Here is a 26,572-nt window from a genome sequence, read left to right on the forward strand (position 1 = left end):
TACCGGCGGGTTTGAGCGGTTCTCTGCTAGTCGCGTGTTCTACCCATGGACAGCACCAGCTGTCCGGTAGTCAGCATTGGACGTGCACTGGCTTCCCATCGGGGTGGGAAGTGCCAGCCAGTGATCTGACCTTCCCACACGCTTACGAACCATGGTGGGCGCGTGGATTTCGGGGTGCCACTCCACGCTTCGGCGGGAGTGCGGCCGTCCAGATGCTGATGGGGGCGGGCGTGGTTGTACCAGGCCCGGAATTCCACCAGTTTGATGCGCAGGTCGTCACCGTTGGCAAGGACGATGCGGTCCAGTTGCTGCTTGAGCGTACCGAAGAATCGCTCGATACGTCCGTTCTGCCAGGGGCAACGCAGCGCCGTGGTTTGCAGGTGGACGCCCAGCAGTCTCAGGGCCGCCTTCATCGTCCGTGATTTGAAATAGGCTTCGTTATCCACACGGATGCTGCGTGGAACGCCGAATTGACGAAAGGCGGCAAGCAATTCCAAAAGGAGGGTCAGGCTGCGTTTGTCCGGGAATGCCGTCAGCCGCAGGCACGCCCGGCCGCCATGATCGAGCAGTCCCAGCATCATGTGCCGATTACCAGAAACATCGCTCTTTCCGGTCAAGTCCATCGCCCATATCCGGTTACGGGGCATTGCCCTCGGTACACGGTGCTTAAGGGACCGCCGTAACCGCATGACATCGGCCCGCGACTGGCGCAGCACGTGTGCCACGAAGCTCTTTCCCACGCTTTCCCTGCGTTCACCGAACTGACGGTTGAAACAGTCGGCCAACGTGCGGCAGCCAAGGCTGGGGGACAGCGCCTTCAAGCGGATCAGCTCGCGCCATACCCAAGGTGGCTTGCGCTGGCTGCGGACAGGTCCGCTGGATGGTGGGATGAAGTGCCGCACAGGCCACGACGGCTTCACTTTTCTCCACGCCGGCAAGCGACTAGGCCCCCACACCAGCCATAGTGCGAGCACGACAAGCATCAACTCCATGGCATCCCTCGATATCCATTCGTTCAGGCCGAAATACAGTTGTACATGTCGGAGGATATCGCTGGAACGTTCGGTTGATGATTGCTCTGCCCGAGCTCCAGCAAGATCGGATCAGTCATTGGTTCTGCGATCTGTGCGTGTCCCCTCATGCTGGGCGTGCCACCGTCAGCTGGTCACGAATGTCTGGGCTAAACTGCGGCCAGCTTCAGGGGATTTCATGTTGAAGGGCCTGCAGTGTTGCGGGTGATACCTCGTTGGGATGAGTACGATGGAATATGAAGCGCTGGATGATGATGAATTGCTGCACCTGTCGCTTGAAGCGATCAACGGCGCGCGTGATGCCGATGCGATGGTGCTGTTGAAAGTGTTGGCCGGTCGCAGCCCAGGGAACCCGCTGGCGCACTATCTGCTCGCGGCACAGCATGCCCAGACCGGTCTACTGGAACGTGCTGAACAGGGTTTCAGGCGGGCCGTGGAGTTGGCACCAGAGTTCACGATGGCGCGGTTCCAGCTGGGGCAGTTGATGCTGGTGAAGGGGGATGGCATGGCGGCAGCGCACGAGTTTCGCCTGGTCCGCTCTGATGATCCGGCCATTGCCTGCTATGCCGAGGGATTGTGTGCTCTGGCGGAGGAGCGGCAGGCCGAAGCCTTGGCTTCACTGGGGCAAGGGCTGGCGTTGCCCCAGAAGATTCCAGCATTGGCGCAGGACATGCAGCAGTTGGCCGACGGGATCGGGGTCACGGCCCTGCCGGAAGAGCGGCAGAGCGATGGCGTGGCCAGCTTGACCGTGGCCCCTATGCTGTTGTCAAACTACAGCCGTTACAACTGACGGTACCCCTGTGGATATCAATCGCCTGACTTCGACGGCCGCGCTGATATCCGCGATCCGGCGGGACGTCACCTCCAGAACCGGAATGGTCGCTACGGCGGCCAAGAGCGATTCCGTGAGCAAGGGTGAGACAACTGGCCGTGGAGCTCCGGCCATGGCGGTACTGCGCAGGCAATTGACTGAGCTTGCACGTGAAGTGGATGTCGAGGATCCGGTAGCCGTGCGGCAGGCACGCACGCGTTTCATCCGCGCCGTGTTGCTGTGGGAGTTTGGTCCGGAGCTGCGGGAACATCCCGAGTGGCGGCCGCTCATGGAGGGGGTGGAGGAGGCGTTGGCTGCGCGTGGCGAGAACGGTGATACGGAGTTCGTCGCTCTGTTGGCGTCGCTCAAGTAACGATCGTCGCTATTGACAGCCAGGCCATTGCTTGGTTTAAATTTTCGAAGGGGATACACAGCGGGTTACGCAAAGGATTGCAGACGCACCCATGGTGCGCAGGCATCCCAAGAGGCGTGGTTCGATGGGGATCATGGGTTGTTGCCTGGCTGCCGCGCATCAGCGTGAGCGGCGCTCATGGAAGTGCCATGTTGTCGATAGATCGATTGACGCAGTACCTGGCGGTAGACCCATCGAATATCGAATTGGCCGCGGACCTGGCAGAGTTGTATCTGCGCGGGGGCGATCATTCAGAGGCAGTGCGCGTGTTGCACGGACTCCCTGCATCCTCGCAATCGAGTCCGAGAATCCAATTTCTCCTGGCACAGTTGGACCTGGCTGCAGGCGGCTACGCCGCGGCCGGAGAGCGCCTGGTGCGATTGCGGGAAAGTGGCCATGATGGTTTGGCCATAGGCCACGATCTGGCGTTCGCGCTGCTGTGCCAAGGACGCCTGGATGAAGCCCGGGCGGTGCTCTTCGATGTTGATGCCAGGCACCCGAACGAGCCGGTGGTGCATATCGTCCATGCCCGCATCGAACTATTGGCGGGAAACATGGCTTTGGCCGATCAGTGGCTTGGAAAGGTGCTTGAGGTGATCCCTGCGCACCCGACTGCGCTCGGCCTGAGGGCGCTCGGCCTTCTGGATACGGGCGATGATGCAGGTGCGCAGGCACTGTCCAGCGCCTGCCTGGCAATCGACCCGGACCAGCACGAAGCCTTGATCACCGCCGGATCGCTGGCTCTGACCAACCGCCAGTCAGTTCCCGCCGGCGAGTACTTCAGCCGTGCGCTGGCGCGTTTTCCAAATTCCGGGCGGGCGCTGTCAGGGCTGGGACAGGTACAGATGCTGCAGAACGAGTTGCAGCACGCCGGGCAGACGCTGGCACGGGCCGTTGCCTGCATGCCCGACCATATCGGGACCTGGCATGCCTTGGCGTGGACGCAACTGTTGTGCGGTGATGTCGTGGCGGCGGAAGCCAGCTATCGCAGTGCGCTTGCGCTCGATCGGAATTTCGCCGAATCACATGGCGGCATCGCGATCGTTGCATTGCTGACGGGCCGTACCGCGGAAGGTGAAGCGAGTATGACACGTGCGCTGAAGCTGGATCCAGGCGCTGTCAGTGGCCGGTACGCAAAAACACTATGGCTGCAGGACAATCGCAGGGAAGCCGAATCCACTGCATTGTTCGGGGAGCTGATGATGCGCGGCCTATTGCCGGGCATCGATGAGCAGGACCCGATGCTGCTGGCGCAGCGGTTGAGGTCTCTCATCACAGTACGCTCGTCGTCACGCTGAAGCGCTCTCACATGGATGCTGATATCGCGATGCAGCTGCTGGCTGACACGCTCATTGCCGCGGCCAAGGTGTCGGCGCCGATACTGGTGGCGACGCTGCTGATCGGTCTGGTCATTTCGGTGGTGCAGGTCGCCACCCAGGTGCAGGAGATGACCCTCACCTTCATCCCGAAGCTGATTGCCGTGGGAGCGATCTGCTTGTTGCTGGGAGGCTGGATGATCGCCACCACCGTGGAACTGGCCAAACGCCTGTTCTCCTTCGCCGGGGGGCTTTGAGCCGATGGAGGCGATTCAATCCTTCCTGATCCTGTTTGCGCTGGCGAGCCTGCGCTACCTGCCGGTGACAGTACTTCCGGCATTCTCGCCATTGGCATGGGCGCCGATGACGATACGTATCGTCGTCATGCTGGCATTGGCCTGGTTGGCCGTGCTTGCACTGCCGGGACAGATCGCCTTCGAGGGCGGCACCGGACGGCTGCTGTTGGCGGTACTGGGGGAACTCATGCTGGGAGCTGTTTTCGGCCTGGCCTTCTTGTTGCCGAAGGCCGCGCTGCATGGAGCGGGCTGGCTGGTGGACATGCAGGCTGGCCTGGGGGCAGCCACCCTGTTCAATCCATCCGCAGATACCGGAGCGGAATCATTGCTGGGCCACGCGCTCATGCTGGCGATGACAGTGCTGTTCTTCGTGCTTGATCTGCATCTGCTTTTGTTCCGCACCATGGCGGCCAGCCTCCAGTGGCTCCCGCTCGGCGGAGGAGGAGTACGACTGGGTGCCGATGCATTCCTCAGGATGCTCGGTACGAGCTTCATCGCCGGGCTGATGCTGGTGGCGCCGGTCGTCATCGGCTTGTTCTGCGTGGATCTGGGCGTGGGCTATGCGTCGCGGTCCATGCCCCAGGCCAACATGTACTTTCTGGCGTTGCCGGTAAAGATCGCTGTTGCCATGGGAATGCTGGCGCTGACGTTGCCCCATCTCCCGGCGTTGATGGGGCGGCTTTTCATCCAGGCGACCGAACAGGTTCCTTCCGTACTGGGAGGGCCCTGATGGCGCAGGGCGACCAGGACAAGACCGAGAAGCCGACCCAGCACAGGCTGGAGCAGGCGCGGCGGCAGGGGCAGGTAGCCAAGAGCACGGATCTGGTTGGCGTGTCGAGCCTGCTGGTGTTCGTGTTGACGTTCGCGGCGCTCGCTTCGGGAGTGGCGGAATCGATGGCCTGGCAGATGCGCCAGATGATCGCGATGGCGGGTGCGCGGCCGCACATGGGGTCCGGCTTCGCCGCATGGTTGGGACAGTTGCTCGGCAGGCTTGGCCCGCAGCTGATCCCCCTGGTGCTGGCGATGGTGGTGGTGGCCATCGCGGCCAATGTCCTGCAGACCGGTCCCATCTTCTCGGCGCACCCGGTCAAGCCCGATTTCAAACGCATGCACCCGGGCAACGCGATCAAACGCGTCTTCTCGATGCGGGGCCTATGGGAGCTTGGCAAATTGCTGGCCAAGCTCGGCCTGCTGGCTGCCCTGTGCTGGATGGCGGTCGGTGTTGCGCCGGAATTCGTCCAACGTGTCGTCGGAACTCCTTCATCCCGCTTGCCGGAGCTGCTGCTGGGCACGGTCTGGAAGGTGTCGCTGTATGTGATCGCCATATCGGCGCTGGTTGCTGTGGCCGATTTCCTGTTCGTGCGCCGTAACCATTTGAGCCAGCTGCGCATGAGTCGTCGGGAGCTGAAGGACGAGAACAAGCAGCGTGACGGCGACCCCGAGGTCAAGGCGCGGCAGAAGCGCAGCATCCGCGAGATGCTCAAGAAGACCCGGGCCATCCAGCGCATCGGCGATGCGGACGTGGTGTTGACCAATCCCACCCACTATGCGGTGGCACTCCAGTACCGCCCCAGGACCATGCGTGCCCCCATCGTTCTGGCCAAGGGCCGCGGCTTTCTGGCAGCACGGGTGCGTGATATCGCCATGCGCAAGGGGGTGGTGGTGATTCCGGCGCCGCCGCTGGCGCGTGCGCTGTATCGGTTGTGCGAGATCGATGCGCCGGTGCCCGAATCCCTTTATGGACAGCTTGGTCCGATCTATCGCCGCCTCTATGCGATGAAGGACGTCGCATGAGGTCGATGCTGTCCATGTTGTGGTCAGGCAAGCGCGACCTGGCGCTTGTCATGCTGATCGTCGGCATCCTGATGGCGTTGTTCGTGCCGGTGCCTTCGCCGCTGCTGGACTTCCTGCTGGTGATCAACATCAGTCTGGCACTGTTGATCCTGCTGGTGACATTCTTCACCGAGTCGCCGCTGAACTTCTCCACCTTCCCGACATTGTTGTTGATCGCGACGATGTTCCGGCTGGCGCTCAATGTCTCGGCGACCCGGTTGATCCTGGAAGGAGCGGATGCGGGCAGGGTGATCGGCGCCATCGGCTCGTTCGTGATCGGCGGGAACTATGTAGTGGGCATCGTGGTGTTCCTGATCCTGGTCGTGGTGCAGTACGTGGTGGTGACCAACGGTGCGCAGCGCGTGGCCGAGGTTGCCGCGCGCTTCACGCTGGATAGCATGCCCGGCAAGCAGATGAGCATCGATGCCGACATGAACATGGGGCTGATCGATGAGCATGAAGCCCGACGCCGACGCGCGATGATCGAGAAGGAGGCCAACTTCTATGGTGCGATGGACGGCGCCACGAAGTTCGTCAAGGGCGACGCCATTGCCGGCATTGTCATCATCCTGATCAATATCGTCGGCGGCCTGGCCATCGGCATCGCCCAGATGGGCATGCCATGGACCGAGGCGGTGCAGCGCTTCACCCTGCTCACGGTGGGCGATGGCATCGTCACCCAGATTCCGTCGCTGGTGATCGCGGTCGCAACGGGCATCATCATCACCCGTGCGGCAGCCGACGCCAGGCTTGGTACCGAGATCCCGCGACAGATTCTTTCAAGTCCGCGCGCACTGCTGGTGGTGGCATTCGCATTGCTGGTGATCCTGGTACTTCCGGACTTCCCGAAGCTCCCGGTACTCATCGTTCTGGGCGGGGTATTGGCGCTGGCATGGTATGCGTTCCGACAGGCGACTACGCAGGAAGCTGATGGCGACGCCCCCATGGAGGAAGAGAGGGGGCCCGCGGCTGGGTCACCACAGGATGCCTTGCAGCAGGCATTGCGGATAGAACCTATCGAGATCCGCATGGGCGGCGCGGTGCATCAGTTGCTGCTCGGCCCGCTGGGAGACTTGCAAGAGCGTATCGACCATATGCGTACCCAGGTCGCTGCCGACCTTGGTTTCATCGTGCCGCGGATCCAGACCTGCATCCGATCCGAGCTTGGGCCGCATGACTACGAGCTATGGATACATGGCTACCGGGCCGGACGGGGCAATCTGATTCCGGATCGGATCCTGGCGATCAATCCAGGAGGCACGCGTGCGCAGCTGGAGGGCGTGGATACGCGCGACCCCGCCTATGGCCTGCCCGCGCAGTGGATCGACCCTGCGCTACGGCCGCAAGCACGCGGCGCGGGCTACACGCTCGTGGAGCCGGATACCGTACTGATCACGCATCTGAATGAGGTGATCAAGCGGCAGGCACCGGAGCTGCTGACCCGTGCCGAGACCGAACGCATGCTGCTGCGCCTGAAGGAACGTTGCGGGCCGATGGTGGAGGAACTGGTGCCCAATGTCCTGAGCTATTCCGACGTCCAGAAGACGCTGCAGTTGCTGCTGCGCGAACAAGTAAGCGTACGCAACCTCGAGGCCATCGTCGAAGTACTGGTGGACGCGGGACGGTCGGTCAAGGCACCGGAAGAACTGGCCGAGAAGGCGCGCGAACGCCTGGGGCCGGGGATCTGCCAGCGCTTCAACGACCCCAAGGGTGACCTGAACGTCCTGACCCTGGCGCCAGAGGTGGAGCGGACGCTGATGGGCGCCCAGCGCAACGCCGAGGGACGTGGCGCGTTGTTCTCCGATATCGGCCAGTTGGATGCCTTCATCAAGCAACTGGCACGCCAGTCCGAGGCCATGATGGGACGCAGCCTCAATCCTGTCCTGCTGTGCCCGGCCGCGCTGCGGCGGCCGCTGCGCGGCTTGGTCCAGCGGTCGCTGCCGCATGTGGCGGTGGTCGGCCTGAACGAAGTTCCGTCCAATACGGTGGTGCGCTCGTTCGCTGCTGTTGGGGCCTCCAGTTGAGGAATACGCGATGAGCGACACGATCCAGGCCTTGGCCCGCGCCCTGAACGCGGACATCCAGGGAATCAATGCAGTCAGCCACAACGTAGCCAACATCAATACACCGGGTTATCAGGGCGTGCGTGCGGTTGCGGATTTTGGCGCCAGCGTGGGGTTGTCGCGCCAGGTCGTACTGGGTGATGGGCCGCTCAGATCAACCGGGCGATCGTTGGACCTGGCCTTGCGTGGAGATGGGTTCTTCGTGGTCGATCGTGGTGGTCAGCCCCTGTTGACCCGGGCCGGCAGCTTCGTGCGTGACACCGAGGGGTATCTGGCGACCCGCGGCGGAGATCGGGTAGTGACAGATGGCGGGGCTTTGCTTCTGCCTGACGGTGGGGTCCGGGTGGACGAGCAGGGCGTGGTGTGGTCAGGCGACCAGCGCCTGGCACAACTGACGGTCGTGGCCGCCGACCCCGGTCGGCTGCAGGCCGTCGAGGGCGGCTATCGCTATGACGGTGAGCTGATGAACTGGTCTGGCCGGGTACAGCAAGGCGCCACCGAGCAATCCAACGTGGATGCGGCTGCGCAGACATTGCAATTGATCGAACTGACCCGACACGCGGAGTCCGTCCAGCGCGTGGTGTCCATCTACGACCGCACGCTGGACGTAGGTATCAACCGAATCGGCGACAACTAAGGACGTTTGACCATGATCGACGCACTCTATATCTCGTCCACCGGTCTGCGCAGCCAGCAGGAGCAGATCGACGTCATCTCCAACAACGTGGCCAACATGCAGACGCCGGGCTTCAAGCGTGGCCGCGTCAACTTCGCCGAGGTCGCTTCCTCGCCGATGTCGGGCGACGCACAGCTGTCGGGGGTCTCCCATGGGGGCGGCACCCGGGTGGCATCGGTGTCGCAGGAGTTCGCCAGCGGCGCCATGCAACCAACGCGCGGACCGCTGGATCTGGCCATCGATGGCAATGGCTTCTTCGAGCTCGAGGACGCCAATGGCAACCGCTTCTACACCCGTTCCGGCCGGTTCCACCTGGACGACCAGGGATATCTTGCCGCCGTCAATGGAATGCGCCTGAGCGCTGGGCTGCAGGTGCCGCAGGGCGCGAGCGACATCCTCGTTTCCGCGGCCGGCGAACTGAGCGCATTGCTTGAGGGAGGCGAGGAGCGCACCGTGCTCGGCAACGTCGAGCTGGCGCTCTTCACCACCACGGAAGGACTTGAATCGACGGGTGACAATCTGTACCGGGCTGGTTCCCGCAGCGGTGGAGCGGTGATGGCCATCGCCGGCGAAGGGGGGAGCGGCCGGCTCCAGCAGCACTACCTGGAAGCCGCAAACGTCGACATGATCGACGAAATGACGGGGCTTGTGCTCGCGCAACGTGCCTATCAGCTCAACGCACGCGTACTCCAGGCATCCGACCAGGTGCTTGAAACCATCAACAACCTGCGCCGCTGATGCGCCTCATGCGGAATGCATGGCTGATGCTGCTCGCGCTGCTGCCAACGCTGTCGGCGGCGGCGACGCACGTGCCTGCCGGACGTCTGATCGAGGTCGCGCAGGCGCGCCTGCGGATGCGGGCCGAGGGCATTCCCGCGGAGTGGCAGTTCATTCCGTCCGGTACGCCGATGGCTTCGGCGGTCGTCGCGGACGGAGAGCTCAGCATCGAGGCGGGCGACGTAGATGGCGCCTGGCCGCGCAGCAGGGCCGGGGTGCCGGTGACCCTCCGGGTCGATGGCGCAATCGCACAGACACGCATGGTGTGGTTCACCATGCGGGCTTGGCGCGACGCGCATGTCTATGTACGCGATTACCGCAGCGGGGAAGCCGGCGACGATCTGCAGACTGCCACCCGGCGCGTCGATATCGCCGCTGAAGGTGGCGATGAGGTCGTCGCGGCGGATGCCGCTGCACCGGTACCACGAGGCTACCGTCTGCTGCGCGATGTGCGCGCAGGCCAGCCCGTATTGGCGCGCGACCTTGGGCCGATGCCGGCCGTTGCCCGTAATACCCGGGTCGCGCTGCAGGTACGCCGGGCGGGGCTCGCCCTGAGTACCATCGCACTGGCCCGGGATGACGGCGTCGTGGGCGAAGTGGTGAGGGTGCTGCCGCAGGGGGCTACGCAATGGATCAGGGCAGCGGTGACGGGCCACAACGAGGTGACGATTGAAAACTGAGTTGCTCATCGCGGCGTTGCTGGGCGCCTCCCTGGCCGGCGGGGCGGGGAACTGCCACGCGCAGGAAAGCCTGATCAATCCCGAGACCTATCGCGGCATTGCCGCCGACCGGCGTGCCTATCGTGTCGGCGACATTCTGACGGTCAATGTGCTGGAGGCCGCACGGGCACGATCCAGTGCCAATACCGACGCGAGATCCGATCTGCGCCTTGGCGCCTCCGCATCCACCTCCGGATACCAGGGCAGCGCCGCGGGCAGCTTGGCGGGAGCCAGTGCCGGCGGAGCCGAGACCTCGCGTGCCGGCGAACTGCGCACGCAACTGTCCGTGCGCGTGCTGGAGGTGCTGCAGGACGGCACGCTGGCGGTGGAGGGAGCGCAGTCCCTGATTATCAACGGCGAGGACCAGCGGATCACGCTCAGCGGGCTGGTCCGCCCCGAAGACATACGGGCCGACAACAGCCTGTGGTCGCATCGAATCGCCAACGCGCGCGTTGAGTTCAGCGGTTCCGGCGTCGTGAGCGAGTCCCAGCGCACCAGCATTGTCTATCGCGCACTGAAATGGCTGAGGTTGCTGTGAGGACGTTCCTTCTTCTGCTGGCGGCATTGTTGCCTGGCTTATCGCACGCCAACGAAGCCAGCGAAGTCCGGGTCAAGGATATCGCCCGCATCGCCGGCGTACGCGACAACCCGCTGACCGGCTATGGGCTCGTATTCGGCCTGTCCGGCTCCGGCGATTCGACCCGCAACCGGGCAACGCTGCAGTCGGTATCCAACACGCTGCGCAACTTCGGCGTCAACGTCGACCTCGGCGACCTGTCCAGCCGCAACGTGGCGGCTGTTCTGGTGACAGCGAAGCTGCCCGCGTTCGCCGAGCCGGGCCAGCAACTGGACGTGCAGGTCGCCTCGTCCGGCGATGCTCGCAGCCTGGTGGGCGGTACCTTGATGCTGGTGCCGCTCAGCGGTCCGGATGGGCAGGTCTATGCGATCGCGCAAGGGGCGGTTTCGGTGGGTGGCTATCAGTTCGAGGCCATCACCGCGTCCGTGCAGAAGAACCATCCGACCGTCGGCTGGGTTCCGGCCGGAGCTACCGTCGAACGTAGCTCGCCCTTGGGAGTGGTGGGCGACGGGCAGTCGCTGAGCATTCTTCTCAACGAGCCGGACTTCACCCTGGCCCAGCGCATGTCGCAGGCCATCCAGGAAGCGCTCCCGGATGCCGAAACCACTGCCGAGCACGCAGGCAAGGTGACAGTGAAATTCGACGCACAGGATCCGGGCCTGGTCGCGCGCATTGCCCAGATAGAGAACATCCGCCTTGCCCGCGAGCGCCGTTCGCGGGTGGTTGTGAACGAGCGCACTGGAACCATCGTCGCGGGCGGCGGTATCCGCATCGGGAGCGTGAGCATTACTCACGGGGATCTACGGGTCGAGATCAATACCCGCTACAGCGTTTCGCAGCCAGAAGGATTTTTTGTACGGCCCGGCAACGACGTTCGCAGCGTCGTAGTGCCGGAAAGTCGCATCGATGTGCAGGAAGGTGTGGCTCCTGTGGTGTCGGTGGCCGAGGGCACGACCGTGGCTGAACTGGTATCCGCATTGCGGACTATCAAGTTGACGACACGCGACGTTATCGCGGTACTTCAATCAATCAAGGCAGCTGGCGCGCTGGATGGCGAGCTGCTTATTCAATAAGGGGGAGCTATGTCGGGTGATCTGACAGTCGACGCCGTCCGGACGGCACTGGATATGAGTCGGACGCGTGCGGAGGTCGCAGGATGGAACATCGTCAATGCTTCTGTGGCGGGAGCGTCGTTCTTCGTGCTTGACCAGAGCGGCGCAGCATCCGCGTTGACCTTGGCTGCCGGGCCAGACAAGGCCGCCGGCCAGCAGGCATTGGCCGCCGTGCGTGATTCGGGATCGTCCCTGATAAGCGAGCATGCCGGCTCTGACCGGCCTGGACTGGACGAGCTGGTGGCTGATTCCGTGGCTGCCGGCTTGCAGTATCAGGTGCTCAGCGAGTCGTTGGGACGCCATTTCGGCCTGATGCGGCTGGCGATCACCGGGAGGAGCGGCGCATGAGCATTGACGCGATCCTGGAGGCCAGCAGGACAGGTATGCAGAACGAACGGACACGCATGGACGCAGCCAGCCGCAACGTCGCTCTGGCCAACCAACCCATCGATCCGCGTTCCCTGGGAACGGGGGGCGCAACGTTCTCCAACGTGCTTGGTTCGCCTGGACAGCCGCATCCGACCGCGACGCGCTCGGTCCTGGACCCTGGCCATCCGATGGCTGATGCCGAGGGCAAGGTGCATTACCCCGCCGTGGATATGGTGCAGGAGATGACGACTCTGCTTGCCGCCAGTCGCGGCTACGAGGCGAATGTCAGGTCGTTCAACACATTACGTGGCATGGAGTTGAAAGCCATGGAGATCGGGGCAAAGTGATGAGCATCGAAGCGATCGGAGCGCTGGGCACCAGTGCAGGCGTGGCAGAAACACAGGCATCGGCCAGGATTGCGCATGCGGACTTCTCCGCCGTGGTGGGACTTGGCCTTGAGGGGGTTGATGGGGCACTGAAAGGAGCCGATCAGACTGTGCGCGCGGTAGCTGCGGGCCAGGAGATCGCCACCCATGACGTGATGATTTCGCTCGAGCAGGCACGGATGCGCTTGATGCTGCTGGCGGAGGTCCGTAATCGTGTCGTCGAGGCGTACCAGGAACTGTCACGGATGCAGCTCTAATCATGTCCACATTGAACTCTATCAAGAGCATGTTCATGGCGATGCGCCGTAGCGCCCGTATTGGCCTGGGGATCGGCGTGGCGGTGATCATGCTGGCGACGGTGCTGGCGCTTTGGCTGGTCTTCTCGTCAAGGCAGGAGTTGCTGTTCGGCAATCTTTCCGAGGCCGATGCCGCCGAGATCGCATCGACTTTGGGGGAATGGAAGGTTCCTTACAGCCTCTCGGATAACGGTACAGGCATCATGGTCGATAGCGCGCAGATGCTTGATACGCGCATGCGGCTGGTATCCGCTGGCATCCCCAAGGGCGGGCATGTCGGCTATGAATTGTTCGACGACAACGAGTTCGGGGTCACCGAATTTGCGCAGCGCATCAACTATCAGCGTGCGCTGCAGGGCGAGCTGGAAAGAACCGTCGCCAGCATTTCAGGCGTGCAGAACGTGCGCGTGCACCTGTCCATCCGGCGTGCAGGCTCGTTTCTTGGCGAAGATGCCAGTTCCAAGGCCTCCGTGGCACTTACCCTGCAACCCGGAACAAGTCTGGCCAGGCGCCAGGTGGCCGGTATCCGCAACCTAGTCGCGTCGGCGGTGGAAGGATTGTCGCCGGCCGCCGTGGTAGTGGTTGGCCCGGCAGGCCTCCAGCTTGCTGGCGGTGGCCAGGCGGATGCCGGGTCGACGGGCGAGGGCGAGGGCGCCGATGCGGCGTCGGACATGTCCGCGCGCATCCAGGCTCGGGTCGAGCAGTTGCTTTCCGAAGCTCTGCACGGGCAGCGTGCTTCCGTGTCGGTTGACGTGCGTCTGAACTTCGACAAGGTCCATAGAACGCTTGAGAGGCCGGTGGCACTGTCGGGTACGGCGCAGGGCATAGTCGTACGGCGCAGCAACAGCGGAGGGCGGCCCGTCGAGGGTGCTGGTGAAGCGGCGTTGATCAATGAGCAGATCGAGTATGCGCATGGAACCGAGCGCGAAGAAGTAACGCGCGCAGTAGGTGCGATTGAACGCATTTCGGTTGCGGTGGTCCTGCCGAGCGGTGTTGCAGCTGCTGAGCGCGAACGCCTTGTACGCCTAGTATCGGTGGCAGCAGGCCTGGACACCTCGCGGGGGGACAGCATCGAGATGGGCAATGCAGCCGAGTTGCCCTCGACGCCGGCCGCGGTAGCGCCTTCCGTCGAGGCAAGGGCGATGCCTGCGAAGGCCGGTGTCATGTCTTTGTGGCCAGCACGGAGTGGTCCCATCTGGGCGCTTTTGGGATTCCTGCTGGGCGTAATCGCGGCGGTGATGTCGATAATGTGGCGCCGCAGGGCCGGTCCATTGCTATTGACCAAGGACGAGAGCGAGCGAGCGGCGCTGCAGGTGCAGGCCTGGCTGAAGAATGGGACGCATTGATGGATGCCGAGATTGTCCGTCGTGCAGCCATCGTGCTGGCAGCCATGCATCCGCAGACGCGTACCGGCCTGCTGACAGGGCTGGATGCCGCCATGCGAGATCAGTTGTCGCATGCAATCACTGAAGTGAAACGGCGTGGGTGGAACCACCGTGCCATGGCCTTGCGGGTACTTGAGACACCGGTTCCTGTCGAGGCAACCACACAGGACACCGCCTGTGATGACGTGATGGTTCTGATCGATTACCTGGAGCCCGCCGCGTTCGCCTGTGTACTGCATGCCGAGGGTACTCGGAGCGATGACTTCCGGCTGGCGGTTATCCCGGTAGCTCGCCAGCTTGAAGTACGTGAGGCACTTGCGGCCCGCAAACCCATGCCGCCGCAACTGCGTGAAGCTACCCGTGCAGCTGCTCAGGCCATGCTGCGCGAACTGCGGGATGGTGGAGGCGAGCATGCGCCGCGTTGATGCCAGCACCGTTGCTGCCGCGCCGCTATGGGCGACCTGCACGTCACCTGCAGGTGCGGAGGCTGCGCGGGACACTGGCGCGGAGGAAGCCGCACGGCGCGATGCTGAGTACAAGACCATGATGGATCGGGGCTTCCAGGAGGGATACGCCCAGGGCATGGCGCAAGCGCAGGAAGCTGCACGCAAGCAATCAATGACATGGCACCAGGAGCGCGAGAGCGAACTGAATCGGGTTCGAGCGCAATACGAACAGGCCCGCAAAGCATTCGATGAGCTGGTCGGAGCCCTCGGGGAACAGATCAGGACAGAGGTCGCAAAGGCAGAAGAGCTTGCGGTGGAACTCACCTATAGCGCCGTGGCCCGATTGATGGGAGAAAGTTATGCCGCTGGTGCGCTGATTCCTGCGTTGGTCCGCCATGCAATGCTGGAAGTGGACGCCGGGGTGGAGACCGTTCTGGTATCCAGGCAGGACGCGAAGATGCTGGAAGATATCGACGAATTGTCCGTCGAAGTGGACAGTCGCTTGCTGCCTGGACAATGCCGCCTGCGGACCCGATTGGGCAGCTATGACACCGGCCTGGACGTACGCATGGACATGCTGCGTACAGCACTACTGACCGGACTCTCGGAGCATCGCGCAGTGAAGGGAAGCGCATGAGCCTGCAGGCCCATCTCCAGTCCGCCATTGCGCGCGCCGGTGTCTATCGACGACAGGGCCAGGTGGTGGCCTTCAATGGCCTGGTGATCGAGGCGCAAGGACCAGATGCGGACATCGGTGAGCTATGCGAAATCCTGCCCGGAGATGGACGTCCCGTCGTGCCAGCTGAAGTGGTCGGCTTCGGCAAGGAACACATATTGCTGATGCCGTATGGGGATTTGAGCGGTATCTCAGGTCGTAGCCTGATCCGCGCCACAGGCCGGCCACTCGATGTGCCGGTAGGGGACGCCATGCTGGGACGCGTGGTAGACGCGTTCAGCCGGCCGCTCGATGGCAAGGGTGCCCTTGTACTGCCAACCAGATACCCGTTGCACGCTTCCCCAATCAATCCGATACATCGGCAGGGAATCGACAAGGTGCTTGAAACTGGCGTGGCGGCCATAGATTCCCTGTTGACGCTTGGCCGTGGCCAGCGCGTGGGGGTGTTTGCCGGCAGTGGTGTCGGCAAAAGTACCTTGCTGGGCATGTTGGCGCGCCATGTCCAGGCTGATGCCATCGTGCTGTGCCTGGTGGGGGAACGTGGGCGCGAAGTAGGAGATTTCATCAGGGATTCGTTGGGAGAAGATGGGCTGCGGCGGGCGGTGGTCATGGCCGCCACGGCAGACCAGCCCGCATTGGTGAGGACGCATGCAGTGCACGCCTCGCACGCGGTGGCCGAGTACTTCCGTGACCAGGGAAAGTCCGTGCTGCTGGTGGTCGATTCGATTACCCGCTTTGCGATGGCGCAGCGCGAGATCGGCTTGGCTATTGGCGAGCCGCCGACGCTCCGAGGCTATACCCCTTCGGTATTCAGTTGGCTACCTCGCATCGCTGAGCGTTGTGGACGGCACGGCAAGGGAGAAATCACAGCCGTCTACAGCGTGCTGGTGGAAGGCGACGACATGAATGAACCGATTGCCGACCATATGCGAGCCGTCCTTGACGGCCATATCGTGCTGAGTCGCGAATTGGCGCAGCGCGGCCATCTGCCCGCCATCGACATTCTGCAGAGCGCGAGTCGCCTGCTGAACGCACTTGCATCGCCGGGCGAACTGGCATGTGCGATGGAGGTGCGCCGCATACTCGCACAGTACGACGGAGCTCGCGACATGATCGAGCTTGGTGCATACCAGAAGGGAAGCAACGCTTCGCTTGATGCCGCCATCCAGGCGCATACGGAACTGTCCGGCCTGCTGCGACAACCGCCTGGGATGGCGATGCCACGTGCCACGGTGCTGCGCCAGCTGGCCGCCGCCATCGGTACAGGTATGAGCAATGCATAAGCGCAGGCAATCCAAAATCGACTCGCTGGTCCGCATGCGCAGGATGTCCGAGCAATGTGAAGAGCTGGCGCTTGAGAAAACTGCTGGAGCGGTGCGTGATGCCGAGATTGAACTGTGCCAGGCCAACACCCGGCTGAGCTCGGTGACCGAATGGAAATCCGGCTTGGAACGGGAGTCGAACGGTTGGCTTGGTCTTTACGAGCAGGCGCTGCTGGCGGAAGGGAATCTACTTGTGGAGGCGGAGTCTGCCGATGCTTTAGCACGCGATGCCAACGCCGAGCACTCGGCACAAGCGGCACGGCTGCTGCAAGCCACTCGTGGCCTTGAGGTCGCGCAGCGACGCAGTGATCGGTGCATGCATGAGGCAGGCCGGGTATTTGAACGAAAGATGGCGGACGAGGTGGCTGATATGTGGTTATCAAGGAGGTTGAATGCAGATTCCTGATCCTGCTGCCATCGCTCCATCGATGAAGGCGACTGGTGAAACCCCCATGGCCAAAGGTGTTGGGGATTTCGGGAAGATGTTGCTGCCAGACGCTGCGGAGTCGCCGGTGATTGCCTTCGTATATCCCGCGGTCGAGGAAGCTACGGCGACACCGAATGTCGCAGAGCTGTTGCCGGGGCCCGAGCTGTCGATCGGAGAGGAGGAACTCTGGACTTCCCCGGCGATACCGGATGCGTTCATGGCTGCCAGCCAGCTGGAAGATCCGGATGCCTTGCCGGGCGATGTGCTGTACCCATGGCAACTGGTTGCCCAGGCTGCGATGTCACAGCTTGGGCAAATGGCATACGGTCAGGCCATGCGCGTCCAGGAACCCATGATTGGCTTGGGCGGGCATGCGGTCGGTAAGACGGAAACTGCTGCGCCCGGCTTATCTGCAGCTGCATCGCCTTGGACTATGGTGCTGGGACCGACCGAATCTCAAGCAGCACCTGCGGCAATCGCGGCAGGTACCGCTGCCCGCATCGAGAGCGCGAAGCGCGGATCAGCTGCCATATCCACGGAAGAAGCTGCCCCGGTGCTGGGAGCATGGCTCGAGCGCATCCAGCGTCGTGTCGAGAATGCCGAGGGCCAGGCCACCGTGTGGTTGCGCGACTACCGTAGCGACGGAGCTTCACAGGCTTCGATCATCAACGACATCATCGCGTTCTACGGCCCTGCCAAGCCCGTATGGCGCATCGTGGTCAACGGCAGCGAGATCTGGCGACGACCGTCTATCCAACCGGGAGAAGGCTGATGGCCATCGACTCAATTGGCACTGTGGTGAACAACGGAAGTGCCAGCTTGCAAGCGCGCAACACCATCGATCAGGAGGGTTTCATCAAACTCTTCCTGTCGCAACTGCAGTTCCAGGATCCCCTGGAGCCGGTGGACAACCGCGAGTTCCTGGCCCAGTTGGCACAGTTCAGCAATCTTGAACAGTCGCGCCAGCTTGGAATCAACATGGAGGGCATGTTGACGATGGAATCGTCCAGCCAGGCATTGGCGCTGCTGAGTCGCGCCGTGGATGTCGTGCAGGTCACGGGCGGCAACATCGCCGGCACCGTCGCTGCCGTGCAGTTCACCAATACGGGGCCGGAGCTGACCATCAATACCGCTGCCGGCGTCCTGACCGGAGTTCGTCTACCCCAGGTAAGCCTGGTCAAGCCATAGGAGTCGCTCCATGTTCCAAGCATTGTTTAACAGTCTCTCCGGACTGTTCGGCTTCTCGCGCAGCCTGGATACGGTCAGCAATAACGTCGCGAACATGAACACCCCGGGTTTCCGTGGTCGCGATTCGTTCTTCCAGAACGTGGGACGCCAACACGGTACGCGCATTGCCGGGGAGGGGCTGCGCACGAATGCGGGCGACATGCGCCAGACCGGAAACCCCACCGACGTGGCGGTGGACGGCACTGGATTCTTCGTCCTGCGTGACGGCTCAGGCCAATTGCACTACACGCGGGCAGGCCAGTTCATGTTCGATGATGACGGAATTCTCATCGACAGCGTCAGCCGGTTCCAGGTGATGGCCCTGGATGCCTCCGGGAATCTGCTGCCTATCTCGCTGGAAGCCTATCGCACGCTGCCCGCTGAGCCGTCGACCAAAATAGCTTTCAGCGGAAATCTGGCTCCGGGCGAAGCCACGCACAAGGTTGAAGGCCTCACCATCTACGATGCGGCCGGCAAGAGCCATGCATTAAAAGTAACGTTCACCAACAACAAGGATGTGACCCCGAACAGCTTTCTGGTCAAGGTGACCGATGAAAAGGGGGCCGAAGTGGGAGGTGGTGAACTGCGCTTCAGTGTTTCCGGAGCATTGGAAGCAGGGTACGGCTCCATTGCCTTGTCGCTTCAGTTCGATGGTGTCAGTCAGTCGGTGGAACTGTCGTTCGGTACCCCTGGTACCTTCCAGGGAACGACGAGCCTGGCTGGTCTTAGCAATACGGTGGCCGGCACCGTGGCCGACGGGCGTTCAGTGTTGGGCATCACCGAGGTTTCATTCGATGAGAAGGGCGTATTGCGGTTTTCCTACGGTTCTCGCGAAAAACGCGAAGGTCAGCAGTTGGCGCTGGCAAGCTTCGCTAGCGAAAGCACGCTGGACCTCAGCGGTGGTCGCATGATCTCCAACGCTGATGCGCAACGGCGGTCGCTCGGCCATGCCCTTGGTGGTGGGTTCGGCAAGGTAATGGGGGGAACCCTGGAGATGTCGAACATCGACCTTACTCAGGAGTTCGCCGACATGCTGATCATCCAGCGTGGTTACCAGGCCAGCTCTCGTGTGATGACGGTGAGCAACGAGATGATCGAGCAACTCTATAACAGCACTCGTGGCGGTTGAACGGATGAAGCGGATCCATTGGCAGGGCGCTGACCGGGCTTCCAGACTGCAGGTGCAGTTGAGCGAACGGCTGCAAACATGGGTCCGGGAATGGGGCAGCGAACAGTGGTGGCAAGCTGTTGTACTGGCTGGGGACACCCGAACCGCTACGCGTGCGGGAGGTCGGGAGAACTGGTGGTTCTCGAGCCCGGACGGAGCCGTCATGTGGATAAATGCCGAAGCACATGCCGGAATATCTCTGGCGGGTAGCGCACTGGATCTGAGCGGGAGCCGAGGGCATGGACTGGGTCTGGTGGAGCAGGTCGGAAAGCGCTGCTTGACGGCATTGCATGCCTGCCTATGGGGAAGCAGCGAACTACCCGCTGCGACCGATGTCTTGCCGGAGCGGCTCGATTCGTTCGAGCCACGGCATGGTGGCTTGGCTTGGCGGATATCCCATCTCCCAGGTGACTTCCAGATCGCAGTGAACGACGTCTGGTGCACAGTCCACCTGCCGCACGACAAGGCCGTCGCGTCCAAGCCCCGTCTGGTCGATCGACGCACTGCTGTCGTCCCGGCACGGGTACGCGTGGATGCCGCGATCGAACTGGGCAATATCGAGTTGCTGGATTCGCTGCAACTGCGCGTGGGGGAGGTATTGCTTACGGACGTGTCGCGGCAGCCCAGCGTGGTGCTGTCCACTCCGTCAGGGCGTTTGCGCACCGGTCGTATCGTTCCCGACCACGTGCAGCGAACCGTGATATTGGACTGAGTGCGGTTTAGATCTCCTGTTTTCGCACCAACACTTTTGGATCAATTGATGAACAAAGAAGTAGCGATTACTGACAAGGACCTGAGTCTTCTGGGACATGTGAAAGTGTCCTTGGTTGCGAATATCGGCAGTGCCGAAATGACCATCGATGAATTGTTTCGGCTGCAAGGCAAGGATTTGGTGACGCTGGACCAGGGCGTCGAGGCGGAGGTGACATTGCTGCTCAATGGGCGCCCTGTTGCTCGCGGCGAGTTGGTTGCGGTCGAGGACAAGCTGGGCGTCCGCATCACGGAACTGGTTTGACGATGATGGTGCTGTCCAGCGCGATTCCATATCGATCAGATCCGGCAATTGGTGCGGGCGACGTGGTGTGGGCCAGCCTCATAGCCCTGGGCCTGCTCGCATTGGCGTTCATCATCCTGCTACAGCTGCGCCGCAAGGGGTGGTTGGGTGCATGGACGAACGGAGCGCCCGGAACCAAAGACGGCCCGCGCTGGAACGTTCAGAGTCAGCGCATCAGCCGCAGGGCCGTGGCGCACACTCTGACCCGTGAGGGGCATTCCTTATTGGTGGTGGAGACTCCCAGCGGGATCGCCATAGCCCCGCTTGCGATGGACGGTGAGCAACAGGCAGGAGGCGTCCATGGTGACCAGGACGAGCGATAAACTGGCGACAGGCATGCTGATGTTGTGCCTTCTGGCCGTCGGCGATGTCCACGCGGCGGCTCCTGCTGTTGACGCAATGGGCGAAGCCGTAAGGCAGGACTTGGCGCCGGCGCTGCGAACCTTCCTTGCACTCAGCTTCCTGTCGTTCATTCCAATTGCGCTGATCGGAATGACGTCCTTTACCCGCATCATTGTGGTGCTGGCACTGTTGCGGCATGCGCTGGGCATTCCGCAAACCCCACCCAACAGTGTGCTGATCACCCTGGCGATGTTCCTGACCCTGTTCTCGATGGGACCAGTGGCGGACCAGGTTTACACCGAAGCCATCAATCCCTATTTGACCGAGCAAGTGAGCGCGAGCACCGCCTTGGACCGTGCAAGCGACCCTATCCGTGGCTTCATGGTGCGGCAGACGCGGGAGTCGGATCTACTGGCAGTTCTGGAGATGGCTCGGGTCGAGCCTCCCAAAACCATGCAGGATATCCGCTTCACCCACCTGGCTGCGGCATTTCTTCTGAGCGAACTCAAGACCGCCTTCCAGATTGGCTTTGTGATCTTCCTGCCGTTCCTGCTGATCGATCTGGTAGTGGCGGCCATCCTGATGGCGCTGGGCATGATCATGTTGCCTCCAACGACCATCAGCCTGCCATTGAAGATACTGCTCTTCATTCTTATCGATGGCTGGGTATTGGTGTCACGTACATTGCTGGGCAGCTTCTGGACCTGACGCCCATTCCCCATGGATTCCGTCGAGAAGGAGCTCTGGCGAAGGTATACGCATCTGTCCGACACGGAGGCGCGTGACTACCTGTTTCTGCGCTACTGCCCATGGGCGCGAATGGTGGCGCGATCAGTGGTGCTGCGTACCTCGTTGCGCATGATGGAGTGGGCCGATCATGTGCAGAACGCACAGATCGGTATGCTCGAAGCGATGATGCGGTACGACGTGGAGTACGGAATCGAATTTATCCAGTATGCCAAGCCAAGGGTTCGTGGCGCGGTCTTCAATGGAATGAGGATATTCCTTCGCGCGGACGCTATGGATAGCAAGCATCGCGTGCCGGTGGAGCGACTGGAATCTCTGCGCGATGATGAGGACGATGAGCTGATCGCCTTTGTCGATAGTGTCGTCGGACTGGGCTTGGGCCTAATGCTGGATGGGCAGTGCGAAGATATGAACGCTGACCAGTACGACTCAGGAAGCTGGAGTTCGCTGCTGCAAGAGTCGCTCCTGGATATTTCTGTACGTCGTCGCGAGATACTCATTGCTCACTATATCCATCAGAAGCAGTTCCAGGACATCGCGCGCGAGATGGGGGTGACCAAGGGCAGGGTGTCCCAGCTACACAAAGAAGGACTCGTGGCGCTGAGAGAATGCATGCGAAAGAGAAGATTCGAAAGGGATTGCTTTTTCTGAGTTCCTGCTGGCAGGGCACCACGACCAAGTGCCGGCGAGGGACAATGGAGGGTGTTTGGTTAGGGATGTTTATCGAGGGTAGGGTGGATGTCGGACGCTGGCCGGAAGCAGGCATGGGCCAAGGGCGTTGGGTCACAGGCTAGAACTTCAGCCTCACGCCACCGTTCACCACAAACCCTTCCAGCGGCGCCCATGCATCCACGGTCCACTGCCCATCGGCGGCGCGGCGGGGACGCAGCATCGGGTTGTAGCCGCTCTGGCGGACGTTGAGGATGTTCTCCAGGTTAAGGAACAAGCTGACTCTTCCCAGCACGATCTCTCCCAGTGCACCGACTTCCAGATACGGTCGGCTGCGTCGGCGCCAGGGATTGTCATCAAGCGCCTGGATGCCGGTGTAGTACGCCTCGAGGCCTATGCGGCCACGGTCATGCTGTTCCCACATGGCAACCAGGCCGGCGCTGTGGCGGGGCGTGAGTGAGACCAGGCGGCGACCGGCGCCTTCCTCATCGGGTTCGCGCGCATCGGTGTAGACATAACTGCCGGTCACCGTGATGTCCTGCCAGCGATAGCGCAGCAGCAGTTCACTACCCCGGGTGCGGGTGACGCCCGCCACATTGGCCAGTTGTACACGTTCACCCGGCGCGTTCGCAGATTCCACCAGGCGTACCGCATGGTCGATATCAGATGCGAACACGCTGAGGTTCATCTCCCAGGGGCCATGCACATAGCCTGCATCGATGGACCCGGTTGTAGCGATTTCCGCGCGAAGGCCGGTGAGCGGCTCCAGGCGTGACAGGCCAGCGGCCTCGATCTGTTCGACGAAGGGCGTAGGCGCATAGAAGCCTCTTCCCATCGACGCGCGCAGGGTCCACTCGTCAGGGCGGAACAACAGTGACACGCGGGGGCTGAAGTGCCCGCCATAGACGCTGTGGTCATCCCAGCGCGCACTGACTGAAAGCGTGAGGTCATCGCGCAGCGCCTGCTCGGCCTGCACGAACAGGGCAGGCACGGTGTAGCGGTAATCAAACTGCGGGTATCGGGCGGAACGGAACCGGTCCTGCTGCGCGGCAATGCCTGCCAGCCAGCTGGTGGCATCTACGCCGGACGCATAGCTGATTTCCGCAAATCCGGTCTGGTGGGTGTCGTTGTCCTGGTCAGGGCCGTACCCGTGGTCGTGATCGGTGGACATGGCCGATGCGCGCAGCTGCAGGCGGTCGCTCTCGCGCATTGGAACATCGACCACCGCGCCGGCATCAACGCGCTCCGTGCGCTGCGTGAGAGCGAAGGGCTGCCCGTCGGGCGCCCGTTGACCGGGCAGTGTTCCGCCCAGCCGACTCTCGCGCATTGCGCCAGCCGTCAGCAGTGCACGCGCTCCGCTTTCCGATTCCCAGAACAACCGCGGCCGGACCGTGGCACGCTCGTAGCCGGGAATGTCAGCCCAGCCGTCTCCGTCCAGGTCCTGGCGGTCCTGGCGATGGTAGCCACCCACCACCGAGAGGCCCCAGTGCTCGGCCAGCGGCCCCGCTGCGTAGCCGGTCACATCCTGCCCGCCACGGCTGGTGGCATTGAGAAGCATTTCGGCCTCTGCGGTTTCCTTGGGCCGGCGCGATATCAGGTTCACTACACCGCCCAACGCTGCCGGACCGTACAACGCCGACGCGCTGCCCTTGATGATCTCGACACTGCCAAGGTCGGTCGGGGGAATCTGCAGCAGGCCGATGGACGATGACTGGCCGCCGTACAGCGGCAGACCATCGGCCAGCAGCTGGGTGTACCGGCCGCGCAGGCCCTGGATGCGGATGTTGGATGCGCCCATGCCCGGCGAGGTGTTCTGCACCCGCACGCCCGCCGTCTCGGCCACAAGCATGGAGACGTTGCCCGGCGACATCAGCAGCTTCTCTTCGATCTCTTCCTGCGATACGACGTCTACCCGGATCGGTTCGTCGGAAACGCGGCGCCCTGACCGGGTTGACTGCACCACCACCGCATCCAGCTCCACGGCCTCATCGTGGTGGTCGTCGTGCGCGGCGGGCGGTTCATGTGCATTGGCCGGGGCAACGGCGGACAGCAGGGTGGCGCTCAGCGCCAGGGCAAGCGGATGGGGCAGCAGGGTCATGGGTCGTCAGGGCGGCAAGGCCGCGCGGTGGCGAAGTAGCCCGGCGTTGTAAACCTTGATGCGGCTACAAGGTCAAGCGGCAGGCTGCGGCTGAAGGGCTTCGAGCACCCTGCAGTCGGCCACGCGGCCGCCCGGGCAATTGCCGATCATCCGCTCCAGCTCGCCCTGCAACGCCTGCAGGTCCTGGATACGGCGCGTGATGTCCGCGATATGCGCTTTCACCACATCGTCCACCGAACTGCACTCGTGTTCCCGCTGTTCACCAAAGGCAATCAACTCGCGGATCTGTTCGATAGAGAAGCCAAGTTCCCGAGCACGTCGCACGAACGACAAGCGCCTCTGGTCCTGGACGCCGTAGTAGCGGTAGTTGCCCTCCGAACGCAGCGGCGGCTGCAGCAGGCCGATCTTTTCGTAATAGCGGATGGTCTCGGCCTTGGTGCCGGTCTGGCGGGCCAACTGGCCGATGGTGAGGTGGCTGGGCATGGGCTTGACCTTGTAGGGGCTACAAGGTTGATAACGACTGTCCCACCTCTTTTCAAGCCCGGGCTGACCTGGCGGGAGACACCCATGGACCACTGCTGCGGCCACAAGCGCCAGGAACTGGAGGCCTTGGCCCTTCACAGTGCGCAGCGGCGCGTACTGCTGGCGGTGCTGATCATCAACCTGGCGATGTTCTTCATCGAGTTCGGCGCGGGCATCGTGGCGCGCTCCAGTGCCCTGCAGGCCGATGCCGTGGACATGCTGGGCGACGCGATCGTGTACGGCCTGAGCCTGTGGGCGGTAAATCGCGGGGCGCGCTGGGAGGCCGGTGCAGCCCTGGCCAAGGGGCTGTTGATCCTGGCCTTCTTTGTCTTCATCGTGGTGGAGGTGGTCAGCAAACTGGTCCACGGCGTGCCACCTTCCAGCGGCTTGATGCTGGGCTTCGGAGCGGTTGCGCTGGTGGCCAATCTGGTGTGCCTGGCACTCCTGTGGCGGTTCCGCGCGCTCAACATCAACATGAAAAGCACCTTCGAGTGCTCCCGCAATGACGTTGCCGCCAACATCGGTGTACTGGTGGCTGCCGGTGGCGTTGCGCTCACCGGAAGCGGCTGGCCGGACATCGCAGCAGGCGCGGTGATTGCCCTGTTCTTCCTGAAATCTGCGCTGGGGGTGATTGGTGAGGCATGGCCCGCGTGGCGTGCAGCGGCGAAGTAGCAGGGCGATCGAGATGTGCGTTGGTTACGATTGTGCCGCATAGATGTCCGCTACTGGCCGAAAGCGGACACCAGCGAGGCAGGGGATTAGGAAGATTTATCGGGGGTAGGGAAGGTCTGTTTCAAGCCCATATCTTCATCCACGCGGGCCACCTAGCGGCGGGAGTTGGACCTGTGCTGATGAACTTCGGAAATCACGGCATGGCGCGCCGCCAGGCTGTAAGGCTTCCTGAGCAATCACATTCTATCTGTCGCCTTTTTGCCGTCCAACGTTCTTGAACGTTGCCCTGTAACGCTCATACATCTCCTCCATAGGCGGAGAGGGCGTGGCGTCCCGCTGACTCGCGAATATGGCGTAGTAAGCTGAATAAAGCTTCTTATCCCTTGCCTTGTTCCAAGTCCAACCTAACCCCACTGCCTCCGCGCCTTTGAGCTTGGAAGTTGCTGCACGGTTTAGAACAAAACGAAACGCCTCATTGTTAAGAGACTTAACTAGAACGAAGAGCAAGTCGACGATGGATTCCATGTTCGCACGGGTAAGCAACAATGGCTTCTCAAGGTACTTCTTATGGCTCTCAAGCCCAAGCTCGACCGCATTCTTCGTGCCCAGTTTACCAAAGCGATGCACACAACAGTGCCGCAGTTCACATACCGCGTTGTAGCGTGTGAGGAGTTCCTCGAACGGCTTGTTTCCAGCCAAGCCCCAGTTCAAGAACTTTTGGATATTTGTAATTACCTGTTTTTTTCCAGAGAACACTACTTCCTCGAGCAGAGCCTCTGGAAGAAGGCTCTGCCGCTGATGACGCGCGGCTGCGTATGTCAGTGTGTAGGTTTCACAGTGCAACTGTGAGTAGGGGTCGACCATAAGGATGCGCCTTATCAACGCTCGAAAAAATCCTTCGACGGCTGAAACATAGCCCAGGATTAGCAGCATCCCCAGTTCCCGCGGCAAAAAAGCGTCGCCGCCTGTGCCTACCCACATCTTGTTAAGGCTTACCGCGTTGTCAATGAACTGATCGATCGGCGATACATCGGAATCATCGTGGTCAGCGTGAAACCACTGTCTTGTATCAATCTCGCCCGTGACCTGGCGAACCGTCAGAATCGCAGAAAAATCGGCGGCAGGGGTAGCTTTCGGAGGCAT

General features: G+C 62.2%; 33 protein-coding genes. 29 read left to right on the top strand and 4 right to left on the bottom strand.

Features of this window, described 5'->3' with window-relative positions; translation table 11 throughout:
• Window positions 1–26 precede the first annotated feature (26 nt).
• Complete coding sequence (locus CQ393_RS18010) at window positions 27–623, bottom strand: integrase core domain-containing protein (protein ID WP_194269557.1); 597 nt, start codon at window positions 621–623, stop codon at window positions 27–29.
• A gap of 637 nt (window positions 624–1,260) precedes the next feature.
• Here CQ393_RS18010 and CQ393_RS02255 point away from each other — a divergent pair.
• The 28 genes from CQ393_RS02255 (at window position 1,261) to CQ393_RS02390 (ending at window position 22,119) form a co-directional block, all read left to right on the top strand.
• Complete coding sequence (locus CQ393_RS02255) at window positions 1,261–1,821, top strand: tetratricopeptide repeat protein (RefSeq protein ID WP_194269558.1); 561 nt, start codon at window positions 1,261–1,263, stop codon at window positions 1,819–1,821.
• Window positions 1,822–1,975: 154 nt separating this feature from the next.
• Window positions 1,976–2,215 carry a hypothetical protein gene (locus CQ393_RS02260; protein ID WP_153190000.1) on the top strand — a complete coding sequence of 80 codons (240 nt, stop codon included), beginning with the start codon at window positions 1,976–1,978 and terminating at the stop codon, window positions 2,213–2,215.
• 188 nt (window positions 2,216–2,403) lie between these two features.
• Window positions 2,404–3,552 carry a tetratricopeptide repeat protein gene (locus CQ393_RS02265; protein ID WP_153190001.1) on the top strand — a complete coding sequence of 383 codons (1,149 nt, stop codon included), beginning with the start codon at window positions 2,404–2,406 and terminating at the stop codon, window positions 3,550–3,552.
• 11 nt (window positions 3,553–3,563) lie between these two features.
• Window positions 3,564–3,827, top strand: a complete 264-nt coding sequence (locus CQ393_RS02270; protein ID WP_153190002.1) for a flagellar biosynthetic protein FliQ — start codon at window positions 3,564–3,566, stop codon at window positions 3,825–3,827.
• Window positions 3,828–3,831: 4 nt separating this feature from the next.
• A complete protein-coding gene (locus CQ393_RS02275) occupies window positions 3,832–4,596 on the top strand; it encodes a flagellar biosynthetic protein FliR (protein WP_153190003.1) in 765 nt (254 codons plus the stop codon).
• Window positions 4,596–5,660, top strand: coding sequence for an EscU/YscU/HrcU family type III secretion system export apparatus switch protein (locus CQ393_RS02280; protein WP_153190004.1), 1,065 nt, complete (start codon window positions 4,596–4,598; stop codon window positions 5,658–5,660). The genes CQ393_RS02275 and CQ393_RS02280 overlap by 1 nt, the downstream gene beginning before the upstream one ends.
• Window positions 5,657–7,723: a flagellar biosynthesis protein FlhA gene (locus tag CQ393_RS02285; protein ID WP_153190005.1), complete on the top strand. Its 2,067-nt coding sequence runs from the start codon at window positions 5,657–5,659 to the stop codon at window positions 7,721–7,723. Before CQ393_RS02280 ends, CQ393_RS02285 begins: the two co-directional genes overlap by 4 nt.
• A 10-nt stretch (window positions 7,724–7,733) precedes the next feature.
• On the top strand, window positions 7,734–8,399 hold the full coding sequence (locus CQ393_RS02290; protein WP_153190006.1) for a flagellar hook basal-body protein: 666 nt from the start codon (window positions 7,734–7,736) through the stop codon (window positions 8,397–8,399).
• A 12-nt stretch (window positions 8,400–8,411) separates the two neighbouring features.
• Complete coding sequence (locus CQ393_RS02295; RefSeq protein WP_153190007.1) at window positions 8,412–9,176, top strand: flagellar hook-basal body complex protein; 765 nt, start codon at window positions 8,412–8,414, stop codon at window positions 9,174–9,176.
• 26 nt (window positions 9,177–9,202) lie between these two features.
• Entirely contained in the window at window positions 9,203–9,895 is a 693-nt protein-coding gene (gene flgA, locus CQ393_RS02300; protein ID WP_194269559.1) for a flagellar basal body P-ring formation chaperone FlgA, read from the top strand.
• Window positions 9,885–10,472, top strand: a complete 588-nt coding sequence (locus CQ393_RS02305; RefSeq protein WP_228114228.1) for a flagellar basal body L-ring protein FlgH — start codon at window positions 9,885–9,887, stop codon at window positions 10,470–10,472. Before flgA ends, CQ393_RS02305 begins: the two co-directional genes overlap by 11 nt.
• Window positions 10,454–11,584 carry a flagellar basal body P-ring protein FlgI gene (locus CQ393_RS02310; protein WP_153190009.1) on the top strand — a complete coding sequence of 377 codons (1,131 nt, stop codon included), beginning with the start codon at window positions 10,454–10,456 and terminating at the stop codon, window positions 11,582–11,584. The genes CQ393_RS02305 and CQ393_RS02310 overlap by 19 nt, the downstream gene beginning before the upstream one ends.
• Window positions 11,585–11,593: 9 nt before the next feature.
• Window positions 11,594–11,971 (top strand): hypothetical protein, encoded by a 378-nt coding sequence (locus tag CQ393_RS02315; RefSeq protein ID WP_153190010.1) that lies wholly within the window; start codon window positions 11,594–11,596, stop codon window positions 11,969–11,971.
• Window positions 11,968–12,339 (top strand): flagellar basal body rod C-terminal domain-containing protein, encoded by a 372-nt coding sequence (locus CQ393_RS02320; protein WP_153190011.1) that lies wholly within the window; start codon window positions 11,968–11,970, stop codon window positions 12,337–12,339. The genes CQ393_RS02315 and CQ393_RS02320 overlap by 4 nt, the downstream gene beginning before the upstream one ends.
• Window positions 12,339–12,635: a flagellar hook-basal body complex protein FliE gene (gene fliE / locus CQ393_RS02325; protein WP_153190012.1), complete on the top strand. Its 297-nt coding sequence runs from the start codon at window positions 12,339–12,341 to the stop codon at window positions 12,633–12,635. The genes CQ393_RS02320 and fliE overlap by 1 nt, the downstream gene beginning before the upstream one ends.
• Window positions 12,636–12,637: 2 nt before the next feature.
• Window positions 12,638–14,020 carry a flagellar basal-body MS-ring/collar protein FliF gene (fliF, locus tag CQ393_RS02330; protein ID WP_153190013.1) on the top strand — a complete coding sequence of 461 codons (1,383 nt, stop codon included), beginning with the start codon at window positions 12,638–12,640 and terminating at the stop codon, window positions 14,018–14,020.
• Window positions 14,020–14,484 (top strand): hypothetical protein, encoded by a 465-nt coding sequence (locus tag CQ393_RS02335; protein WP_153190014.1) that lies wholly within the window; start codon window positions 14,020–14,022, stop codon window positions 14,482–14,484. The genes fliF and CQ393_RS02335 overlap by 1 nt, the downstream gene beginning before the upstream one ends.
• A complete protein-coding gene (locus CQ393_RS02340; RefSeq protein ID WP_153190015.1) occupies window positions 14,471–15,142 on the top strand; it encodes a hypothetical protein in 672 nt (223 codons plus the stop codon). The genes CQ393_RS02335 and CQ393_RS02340 overlap by 14 nt, the downstream gene beginning before the upstream one ends.
• Window positions 15,139–16,464, top strand: a complete 1,326-nt coding sequence (locus CQ393_RS02345) for a FliI/YscN family ATPase (protein ID WP_153190016.1) — start codon at window positions 15,139–15,141, stop codon at window positions 16,462–16,464. The genes CQ393_RS02340 and CQ393_RS02345 overlap by 4 nt, the downstream gene beginning before the upstream one ends.
• On the top strand, window positions 16,457–16,909 hold the full coding sequence (locus CQ393_RS02350; protein WP_153190017.1) for a hypothetical protein: 453 nt from the start codon (window positions 16,457–16,459) through the stop codon (window positions 16,907–16,909). Before CQ393_RS02345 ends, CQ393_RS02350 begins: the two co-directional genes overlap by 8 nt.
• Window positions 16,896–17,702 (top strand): hypothetical protein, encoded by an 807-nt coding sequence (locus CQ393_RS02355; protein ID WP_153190018.1) that lies wholly within the window; start codon window positions 16,896–16,898, stop codon window positions 17,700–17,702. Before CQ393_RS02350 ends, CQ393_RS02355 begins: the two co-directional genes overlap by 14 nt.
• A complete protein-coding gene (locus tag CQ393_RS02360) occupies window positions 17,702–18,118 on the top strand; it encodes a flagellar hook capping FlgD N-terminal domain-containing protein (RefSeq protein WP_153190019.1) in 417 nt (138 codons plus the stop codon). The genes CQ393_RS02355 and CQ393_RS02360 overlap by 1 nt, the downstream gene beginning before the upstream one ends.
• A 10-nt stretch (window positions 18,119–18,128) precedes the next feature.
• Window positions 18,129–19,286, top strand: coding sequence for a flagellar basal-body rod protein FlgF (gene flgF, locus CQ393_RS02365; protein ID WP_153190020.1), 1,158 nt, complete (start codon window positions 18,129–18,131; stop codon window positions 19,284–19,286).
• Between the two features lie 4 nt (window positions 19,287–19,290).
• Window positions 19,291–20,037 carry a hypothetical protein gene (locus CQ393_RS02370; RefSeq protein WP_153190021.1) on the top strand — a complete coding sequence of 249 codons (747 nt, stop codon included), beginning with the start codon at window positions 19,291–19,293 and terminating at the stop codon, window positions 20,035–20,037.
• 48 nt (window positions 20,038–20,085) lie between these two features.
• The gene (locus tag CQ393_RS02375) at window positions 20,086–20,340 is read left to right on the top strand and encodes a FliM/FliN family flagellar motor switch protein (RefSeq protein WP_153190022.1); all 255 of its coding nucleotides are present in this window, start codon (window positions 20,086–20,088) and stop codon (window positions 20,338–20,340) included.
• A gap of 2 nt (window positions 20,341–20,342) precedes the next feature.
• Complete coding sequence (locus tag CQ393_RS02380; RefSeq protein ID WP_153190023.1) at window positions 20,343–20,702, top strand: hypothetical protein; 360 nt, start codon at window positions 20,343–20,345, stop codon at window positions 20,700–20,702.
• Window positions 20,680–21,429 carry a flagellar type III secretion system pore protein FliP gene (gene fliP / locus CQ393_RS02385; RefSeq protein ID WP_153190024.1) on the top strand — a complete coding sequence of 250 codons (750 nt, stop codon included), beginning with the start codon at window positions 20,680–20,682 and terminating at the stop codon, window positions 21,427–21,429. The genes CQ393_RS02380 and fliP overlap by 23 nt, the downstream gene beginning before the upstream one ends.
• A 12-nt stretch (window positions 21,430–21,441) precedes the next feature.
• Window positions 21,442–22,119: a sigma-70 family RNA polymerase sigma factor gene (locus CQ393_RS02390; RefSeq protein WP_153190025.1), complete on the top strand. Its 678-nt coding sequence runs from the start codon at window positions 21,442–21,444 to the stop codon at window positions 22,117–22,119.
• A gap of 139 nt (window positions 22,120–22,258) precedes the next feature.
• Here the strand turns inward: CQ393_RS02390 and CQ393_RS02395 are convergent, their stop codons facing one another.
• Together CQ393_RS02395 and CQ393_RS02400 are read right to left on the bottom strand one after the other, a co-directional pair.
• The gene (locus tag CQ393_RS02395) at window positions 22,259–24,235 is read right to left on the bottom strand and encodes a TonB-dependent receptor (RefSeq protein ID WP_153190026.1); all 1,977 of its coding nucleotides are present in this window, start codon (window positions 24,233–24,235) and stop codon (window positions 22,259–22,261) included.
• 72 nt (window positions 24,236–24,307) lie between these two features.
• Complete coding sequence (locus tag CQ393_RS02400; protein WP_153190027.1) at window positions 24,308–24,718, bottom strand: helix-turn-helix domain-containing protein; 411 nt, start codon at window positions 24,716–24,718, stop codon at window positions 24,308–24,310.
• A gap of 84 nt (window positions 24,719–24,802) precedes the next feature.
• Here CQ393_RS02400 and CQ393_RS02405 point away from each other — a divergent pair, with 84 nt between their 5' ends.
• Window positions 24,803–25,429: a cation transporter gene (locus tag CQ393_RS02405; protein WP_153190028.1), complete on the top strand. Its 627-nt coding sequence runs from the start codon at window positions 24,803–24,805 to the stop codon at window positions 25,427–25,429.
• Window positions 25,430–25,672: 243 nt separating this feature from the next.
• Here the strand turns inward: CQ393_RS02405 and CQ393_RS02410 are convergent, their stop codons facing one another.
• Entirely contained in the window at window positions 25,673–26,572 is a 900-nt protein-coding gene (locus CQ393_RS02410) for a hypothetical protein (RefSeq protein ID WP_153190029.1), read from the bottom strand.

This window comes from Stenotrophomonas sp. MYb238, assembly GCF_009496535.1.
Classification (GTDB): Bacteria; Pseudomonadota; Gammaproteobacteria; order Xanthomonadales; family Xanthomonadaceae; genus Stenotrophomonas.

Excerpts from the sequence above, each read along its gene's own strand:
- CQ393_RS02400 (WP_153190027.1), bottom strand. The coding sequence starts at position 24,718 with ATGCCCAGCCACCTCACCATCGGCCAGTTGGCCCGCCAGACCGGCACC.
- CQ393_RS02265 (WP_153190001.1), top strand. The coding sequence starts at position 2,404 with ATGTTGTCGATAGATCGATTGACGCAGTACCTGGCGGTAGACCCATCG.
- CQ393_RS02355 (WP_153190018.1), top strand. The coding sequence starts at position 16,896 with ATGCAGATTCCTGATCCTGCTGCCATCGCTCCATCGATGAAGGCGACT.
- CQ393_RS02410 (WP_153190029.1), bottom strand. The coding sequence starts at position 26,572 with ATGCCTCCGAAAGCTACCCCTGCCGCCGATTTTTCTGCGATTCTGACG.
- CQ393_RS02390 (WP_153190025.1), top strand. The coding sequence starts at position 21,442 with ATGGATTCCGTCGAGAAGGAGCTCTGGCGAAGGTATACGCATCTGTCC.
- CQ393_RS02315 (WP_153190010.1), top strand. The coding sequence starts at position 11,594 with ATGTCGGGTGATCTGACAGTCGACGCCGTCCGGACGGCACTGGATATG.
- CQ393_RS02395 (WP_153190026.1), bottom strand. The coding sequence starts at position 24,235 with ATGACCCTGCTGCCCCATCCGCTTGCCCTGGCGCTGAGCGCCACCCTG.
- CQ393_RS02295 (WP_153190007.1), top strand. The coding sequence starts at position 8,412 with ATGATCGACGCACTCTATATCTCGTCCACCGGTCTGCGCAGCCAGCAG.
- flgF (WP_153190020.1), top strand. The coding sequence starts at position 18,129 with ATGTTCCAAGCATTGTTTAACAGTCTCTCCGGACTGTTCGGCTTCTCG.
- CQ393_RS02380 (WP_153190023.1), top strand. The coding sequence starts at position 20,343 with ATGATGGTGCTGTCCAGCGCGATTCCATATCGATCAGATCCGGCAATT.
- CQ393_RS02335 (WP_153190014.1), top strand. The coding sequence starts at position 14,020 with ATGGATGCCGAGATTGTCCGTCGTGCAGCCATCGTGCTGGCAGCCATG.
- CQ393_RS02270 (WP_153190002.1), top strand. The coding sequence starts at position 3,564 with ATGGATGCTGATATCGCGATGCAGCTGCTGGCTGACACGCTCATTGCC.
- CQ393_RS02345 (WP_153190016.1), top strand. The coding sequence starts at position 15,139 with ATGAGCCTGCAGGCCCATCTCCAGTCCGCCATTGCGCGCGCCGGTGTC.
- CQ393_RS02275 (WP_153190003.1), top strand. The coding sequence starts at position 3,832 with ATGGAGGCGATTCAATCCTTCCTGATCCTGTTTGCGCTGGCGAGCCTG.
- CQ393_RS18010 (WP_194269557.1), bottom strand. The coding sequence starts at position 623 with ATGGACTTGACCGGAAAGAGCGATGTTTCTGGTAATCGGCACATGATG.
- CQ393_RS02260 (WP_153190000.1), top strand. The coding sequence starts at position 1,976 with ATGGCGGTACTGCGCAGGCAATTGACTGAGCTTGCACGTGAAGTGGAT.
- CQ393_RS02375 (WP_153190022.1), top strand. The coding sequence starts at position 20,086 with ATGAACAAAGAAGTAGCGATTACTGACAAGGACCTGAGTCTTCTGGGA.
- fliP (WP_153190024.1), top strand. The coding sequence starts at position 20,680 with ATGGTGACCAGGACGAGCGATAAACTGGCGACAGGCATGCTGATGTTG.
- CQ393_RS02405 (WP_153190028.1), top strand. The coding sequence starts at position 24,803 with ATGGACCACTGCTGCGGCCACAAGCGCCAGGAACTGGAGGCCTTGGCC.
- CQ393_RS02285 (WP_153190005.1), top strand. The coding sequence starts at position 5,657 with ATGAGGTCGATGCTGTCCATGTTGTGGTCAGGCAAGCGCGACCTGGCG.
- CQ393_RS02350 (WP_153190017.1), top strand. The coding sequence starts at position 16,457 with ATGCATAAGCGCAGGCAATCCAAAATCGACTCGCTGGTCCGCATGCGC.
- CQ393_RS02370 (WP_153190021.1), top strand. The coding sequence starts at position 19,291 with ATGAAGCGGATCCATTGGCAGGGCGCTGACCGGGCTTCCAGACTGCAG.
- fliF (WP_153190013.1), top strand. The coding sequence starts at position 12,638 with ATGTCCACATTGAACTCTATCAAGAGCATGTTCATGGCGATGCGCCGT.
- CQ393_RS02290 (WP_153190006.1), top strand. The coding sequence starts at position 7,734 with ATGAGCGACACGATCCAGGCCTTGGCCCGCGCCCTGAACGCGGACATC.
- CQ393_RS02310 (WP_153190009.1), top strand. The coding sequence starts at position 10,454 with ATGGCTGAGGTTGCTGTGAGGACGTTCCTTCTTCTGCTGGCGGCATTG.
- CQ393_RS02360 (WP_153190019.1), top strand. The coding sequence starts at position 17,702 with ATGGCCATCGACTCAATTGGCACTGTGGTGAACAACGGAAGTGCCAGC.
- CQ393_RS02255 (WP_194269558.1), top strand. The coding sequence starts at position 1,261 with ATGGAATATGAAGCGCTGGATGATGATGAATTGCTGCACCTGTCGCTT.
- CQ393_RS02340 (WP_153190015.1), top strand. The coding sequence starts at position 14,471 with ATGCGCCGCGTTGATGCCAGCACCGTTGCTGCCGCGCCGCTATGGGCG.
- CQ393_RS02280 (WP_153190004.1), top strand. The coding sequence starts at position 4,596 with ATGGCGCAGGGCGACCAGGACAAGACCGAGAAGCCGACCCAGCACAGG.
- flgA (WP_194269559.1), top strand. The coding sequence starts at position 9,203 with ATGCTGCTCGCGCTGCTGCCAACGCTGTCGGCGGCGGCGACGCACGTG.
- CQ393_RS02320 (WP_153190011.1), top strand. The coding sequence starts at position 11,968 with ATGAGCATTGACGCGATCCTGGAGGCCAGCAGGACAGGTATGCAGAAC.
- fliE (WP_153190012.1), top strand. The coding sequence starts at position 12,339 with ATGAGCATCGAAGCGATCGGAGCGCTGGGCACCAGTGCAGGCGTGGCA.